Source organism: Methylophaga sp. UBA4204 (assembly GCF_002379485.1).
In the GTDB taxonomy this organism is placed as follows: Bacteria; Pseudomonadota; Gammaproteobacteria; order Nitrosococcales; family Methylophagaceae; genus Methylophaga.
Genome location: NZ_DFTU01000042.1, coordinates 1 through 5,405, shown reverse-complemented (window position 1 = coordinate 5,405; position 5,405 = coordinate 1). Strand labels below are relative to the sequence as shown.

Below are 5,405 nucleotides of genomic sequence, written 5' to 3'. Positions count from 1 at the left end.
CGCCCGATGAAATAACGGTTCATGAACTGATTCACGTGAAAAGCGCCAGCAGGCAATGGCAATCGCAGCCGCAGAAAATGTAACAAGAACCGTCATATCTGTCCAAATCGAAAAATCAGACTGGGCTCCGGGAACCGCATGTTTTAAAAGATCTACGCCATAACTGAACGGATTAACCAGCACCACATAGCGCAGGAAATCAGGCAGCTGACTCACTGGATACAACGCCCCGCTCAGGAAAAACACCGGGAAGATAAAGAAATTCATGATGACCGCAAAGTTATCCAATGTTTTGGAAAATACTGCAATCAAACCGCCCATTGACGCACAGGCCACTGCTGTTAGTAAAGCAGGTGGAATTAATAATAGGGCAATCTGTAAATCAATCAAGCCGATCAGTAATAGAATAATTAACAGTAATAAAGCCTGCACCATGGCAGTAATTGTCGCAGCAATCAGTTTGGATAATACGATCCAGTAATGCGCAACCGGTGCGATCATCATCATTCGCATCACACCAAATTCTTTGTCATAGACCAAAGTTAAGGCCGATAGCAATGCCGCAAATAATAACGTCATGGCCAATACGCCAGGCACCAGAAACTGTAGATAGCCCTCCTGCTGCGCACCACTAAGCATGCTGCCAACACCCGAACCAATCACCAGTAACCAGATCATCGGACGTACCATTGAGCTGAATAAGCGGGCTTTTTGACGAAATAATTTTGTCAGCTCTCGACCTACAACGGCTTTAACTGGTAACCAACTCATGCTGACTGCTCCTGTTCGGGGGGACAGACTTTCCACAGATACACATCATTGAGATTGGGTTTACGCCAACGCATCGCCGTAATGCTGTCTCCAAGGGATTGTTGTAAAGAATGAAGATCTGTCTCGGCATCCTTTATGAGAAAGCTTAACTGTTCATCCTCAATAATGGGTTTGCCAAACTGTGGTGTTAGTTTGGTAACCACCGGCTCAATATCGACAGTTTCAATTTCAAGTACATAAGCCGCCAACTGACGCATCAAATCAACTGGTTTCCCCCCTTTTTGTAATACGCCACGCTGAATGAAATCAACATGATCACAGGCTACGGCTTCTTCAAGGTAATGGGTAGTTAAAAAGACTGTCATGCCATGATCTCTGCGCAACTGTTCGACAAATCGCCAAATAGAACGTCGATTCGGCAGATCCAGACCAATGGTTGGTTCATCAAGGAATAATACTTGCGGCTGATGCAATACACCGCGGGCAATATCCACGGCTCGACGCTGTCCACCGGAAAGCGCCAGCAATTTGGCATTACGACGTGAACCTAAATTAAAGACGGCAAGTAATTCTTCGATACGTTCGTTGGCCTGTTTTTTAGTCATGCCATACAACGCTGCAGCAAATTGCAGATTTTCATCCACCGTCATGGTGCGATCCAAAGCAGAATCCTGAAACACTAAACCGACCAACCCCCGAATTGCAACCGGATCAGCCGAGATGGACTGATTGGCAATCCAGGCTTCACCAGCTGATGGAGAAGTCATAGTGGTGAGCATATGGATGGTAGTACTTTTGCCAGCGCCATTCGGGCCTAACAAGCCATAACATTGACCCGCTTTGACCTGCAGATCCAGTCCATTAACGACAACGGCCTGACCATATTGTTTGGTCAGGCCGCTAGTTTTTATCGCAAACTCAGAACCCACTGATTTGTTTCGAGTTTTTCGGGTTACGGAAAACCAATGGCTTGGCAACTTCAGTTGATTTTTCAGACTCCCTGCGACCACGTTCAATTGCTTCATCAACCACATGACGATCAGGTGACTTACTGCAAACAGGATCAGCCATCGCGGGATCGCCTGTCAGCATATACGCCTGACAACGACAGCCACCAAAGTCTTTTACTTTCTCATCACAGCTGCGGCAAGGCTCTTTCATCCAGTCAAAACCACGGAAGCGATTAAAGTCATTTGAATCTTCCCAAATTTCCTTCACGCTAGTATCGCGGACATTTGGCAATGTCATCCCAGGTAGCTCACGTGCCGCATGGCAAGGTAATGCAGTACCATCTGGAGTGACCGTCAAGAATACATTGCCCCAGCCATTCATACAGGCTTTCGGACGGTCTTCATAATAGTCTGGCACAACATAATAGATCTTCATGTTGCCTTTTTGCTGTTCCTGATACTCATGCGCAATGCGCTCAGCACGAACCAGCTGCTCTTTCAAAGGCAATAATTGATCACGGTTATGCATCGCCCAGCCGTAATATTGAGTGGTGGCCAGCTCGACATAATCTGCATCCAGATTGATTGCCAGATCCAGGATTTCGTCGATTTTATCTATATTCTGCCGATGGGTAACAAAACACAGAACCATCGGATAACCCGCCGCTTTAACCGCTTTGGCCATTTCAATTTTATGTTGAAAGGCATCAGTACCCGCAATCAGGTTATTCAAATCTTCTGAGCTCGCTTGGAAACTGACCTGGATATGATCCAGTCCCGCCTCTTTAAATGCTTTTGCTTTGCTGGCATCCAGCCCGATACCGGAAGTAATCAGGTTGGTGTAAAAACCTAAATCCCGTGCTGCACGAATCAATTCGATGATATCGGGACGAACCAAAGGTTCACCTCCGGATAATCCCAGCTGTGTTGCCCCCATTGCCCGAGCTTGTTTGAATACATCAATCCATTCTTCGGTGGTCAATTCGCTTTTGATTTTGGCGAAATCCATCGGGTTTGAACAATACGGGCACTGCAAAGGGCAAGCATAAGTCAGCTCTGCCAATAGCCATAAAGGCTGTCGGATAGCATCACGTACATTCATCCCCAGAGCACCACCGGTGCTGCCGGGTGCTTTATTCTGCTCTGATCCAGTCGTTGCCATGTGCTTCCTCCAAAAACTGATAGACGTCATCGTCTAAATCTGCGCCATCAAAGGCGACTTTAAGTTCAGCAATTAATTCGCTGACGGTTTGTTTTTTCTCACTGATGCGTTTCAATATTTCACCAGCCGCAGGATTCAGTTTGACCATACCTTCGGGATACAATAAAACATAACAATCCTGCATGGGCTCCCATTGAAAGCGGTAACCTAGTGCCAGTACCGGCACACTGTCTGCGTTAAATACGCGATTTGTCATTTTTCAACATCCATACAATAAGGTGGGCGATCTTCAATATACGCCATCCACATTGCATCCAACATGGTCCACAAGATATCCAGCTTGAACTGCAACAGATCCAGCGCACGCTGTTGTTTCTCGCGTGTATCACAATAATCCAGCGTGATTTGCAAGCCGTGTTCTACATCACGACGCGCTTCACTTAACCGTTTACGGAAATAACGGTAACCGCGCTCATCTATCCACGGATACATTTCCGGCCAATTGTCCAAACGTGCCTGATGAATTTTTGGTGCAAACAATTCGGTTAAAGAAGAGCCGGCAGCTTCCTGCCAAGGTGCACGGCGAGCAAAATTGACATAGGCATCAATTGCGAAACGCACACCCGGTAAAACATGTTCATAGGAAGTCAGTTCCTGACGCGTCAGGCCTACGGCTTCTCCAAGTTGCAACCAAGCTTCAATACCACCTTCCTGGCCTTCAAAACCATCGTGATCCAGAATGCGTTGTACCCAATGTTTACGTACCTCGGCATCTTCACAGTTGGCCATAATCGCCGCATCCTTAATAGGAATCGCGGTTTGGTAATAAAAGCGGTTTGCTACCCAACCCTGAACCTGTTTCTGATTCAACTTACCCGTATGCATCAATTTATGGAACGGATGATTGATGTGATAGAACTGCTCTTTATCACGCAGCTTTTGTTCGAATTCTTCTTTTGACCAAGGTGTGTTGTCAGCCATCGTTTGCCCTTTCCCGATTGTTATAGCTCAATATCCATACCATCATATGCCAACTCAATTCCTGCGTTGTTCAGCACCTGACGTTCTGCCGATTCTTCATTAAGGATCGGATTAGTGTTATTAATATGAATCAAAATCTTGCGGGGACGTTCCATCGAATTTAAAAAACTGATGGTGCCGCCATCTTCAGACTGATTAATATGGCCCATTTCCTGAGCCCGTTTATCACTGATGCCTTCTTTTGACATCTCGTCATCGGTCCATACCGTGCCATCCACCAGAACTACATCAGCATTACGCATAAATTCAAGTACGTGATCTTCAACTACCCCAAGACCCGGCGCATAAAATACATTTTTACCAGTACGGGTATCTTCAACCCGAATGCCTACATTGTCTCCTGGCACGGTGTTATGGCGATGCGGTGAGTAAGGGGGCGCTTCACTCTTTAAAGGCACTGCAGTAAATATCAGGCCTGGTGCTGCCGGGATGGAAAATGATTCTAAATCTGTTTTTATTTCATGCCAGTTTATGCCGCGGAAATGACCAAGAATATTAAATACCGGAAACCCTGTAGTCAGATCATCATGTACTGCTTCAGTGCAGTAGATATCCCATGGTTTATTATGTTCACGTAATGTCAACAGACCAGTTACATGGTCAATCTGAGCATCAGTAATCAATATGGCTTTGATAGCGGTATCACGAACTTCTCTTGCCGGCTGCAGTGCCGGAAAATCATCCATCTGTTTTTTGATATCCGGTGAGGCATTAAACAAAATCCAATCCACACCATCTGAGCTGATGGCAATTGAGGATTGTGTACGTCTGCTTGCTTTTACTGTTCCTTCACGCACACCTTTACAGTTATTGCAGTTGCAATTCCATTGTGGAAAGCCTCCGCCGGCTCCTGATCCCATGACATGTATGTGCATATTTCTCTTTCCTGTCGACTATTCAGCAAATCACACTGATTTATTAAAGATAGTCATCGTAACGTAAAGCAGTCTGATTTGCTGGTCGGTTGAAGATGCCCGGGGGATAAACCCCGGACACATATCTGGTCGTTAAATCTTAACGGTTGCAGATATACATGGTTACTTCAAAACCGAAACGCATGTCTGAATATTCTGGTTTAGTCCACATAATAATTTCCTCTCTATTAATTGTAAGTAAAACCGTCTGAACTATTCAGACGGTAGGTGAATGTTACGGTGATGTGGAATAAGTAGCGTCAGCAATTGACGCCTTGGGGTTCAGGATTTTCCTGAATGGGTGCCAGGAAAAATAGCCTGATTTTGTTTGATGGAAGTGACTTTAGATTTTTAAAGTAAGATAACTTTGTTTCAGGCAAAAAAAAACCCGACATCAACGATGCCGGGTTCTTAATTTTACTTAACTGTCTATTTATTAACTATAGACTTTTGCTAGCTGTATTACAGGCTAAATACGCTCAGAACACCACCCAGGTTAGTCCAGCTAGACAGTGCTTTGTAAGCACCAACTGCGCCCAGACCGTCTGAATCATTTTCCAAACTTGG

The 5,405-nt window shown here is 45.4% G+C and carries 7 protein-coding genes; all 7 read right to left on the bottom strand.

What is annotated here, in order from left to right; translation table 11 throughout:
* A partial coding sequence (locus B3182_RS05870; RefSeq protein ID WP_292751936.1) for an ABC transporter permease occupies positions 1-771 on the bottom strand: 771 nt, incomplete at its 3' end.
* Positions 768-1,700: an ABC transporter ATP-binding protein gene (locus tag B3182_RS05865; protein ID WP_292353453.1), complete on the bottom strand. Its 933-nt coding sequence runs from the start codon at positions 1,698-1,700 to the stop codon at positions 768-770. The genes B3182_RS05870 and B3182_RS05865, both read right to left, overlap by 4 nt.
* A complete protein-coding gene (gene pqqE, locus B3182_RS05860; protein WP_292353452.1) occupies positions 1,690-2,883 on the bottom strand; it encodes a pyrroloquinoline quinone biosynthesis protein PqqE in 1,194 nt (397 codons plus the stop codon). Before pqqE ends, B3182_RS05865 begins: the two co-directional genes overlap by 11 nt.
* Positions 2,855-3,139 (bottom strand): pyrroloquinoline quinone biosynthesis peptide chaperone PqqD, encoded by a 285-nt coding sequence (gene pqqD, locus B3182_RS05855; protein ID WP_292353451.1) that lies wholly within the window; start codon positions 3,137-3,139, stop codon positions 2,855-2,857. The genes pqqE and pqqD overlap by 29 nt, the downstream gene beginning before the upstream one ends.
* Positions 3,136-3,864 carry a pyrroloquinoline-quinone synthase PqqC gene (pqqC, locus tag B3182_RS05850; protein WP_292353450.1) on the bottom strand — a complete coding sequence of 243 codons (729 nt, stop codon included), beginning with the start codon at positions 3,862-3,864 and terminating at the stop codon, positions 3,136-3,138. Before pqqC ends, pqqD begins: the two co-directional genes overlap by 4 nt.
* Positions 3,865-3,884: 20 nt before the next feature.
* Positions 3,885-4,799: a pyrroloquinoline quinone biosynthesis protein PqqB gene (gene pqqB / locus B3182_RS05845; protein WP_292353449.1), complete on the bottom strand. Its 915-nt coding sequence runs from the start codon at positions 4,797-4,799 to the stop codon at positions 3,885-3,887.
* 139 nt (positions 4,800-4,938) lie between these two features.
* The gene (gene pqqA / locus B3182_RS05840; RefSeq protein ID WP_081443609.1) at positions 4,939-5,010 is read right to left on the bottom strand and encodes a pyrroloquinoline quinone precursor peptide PqqA; all 72 of its coding nucleotides are present in this window, start codon (positions 5,008-5,010) and stop codon (positions 4,939-4,941) included.
* Positions 5,011-5,405 lie beyond the last annotated feature (395 nt).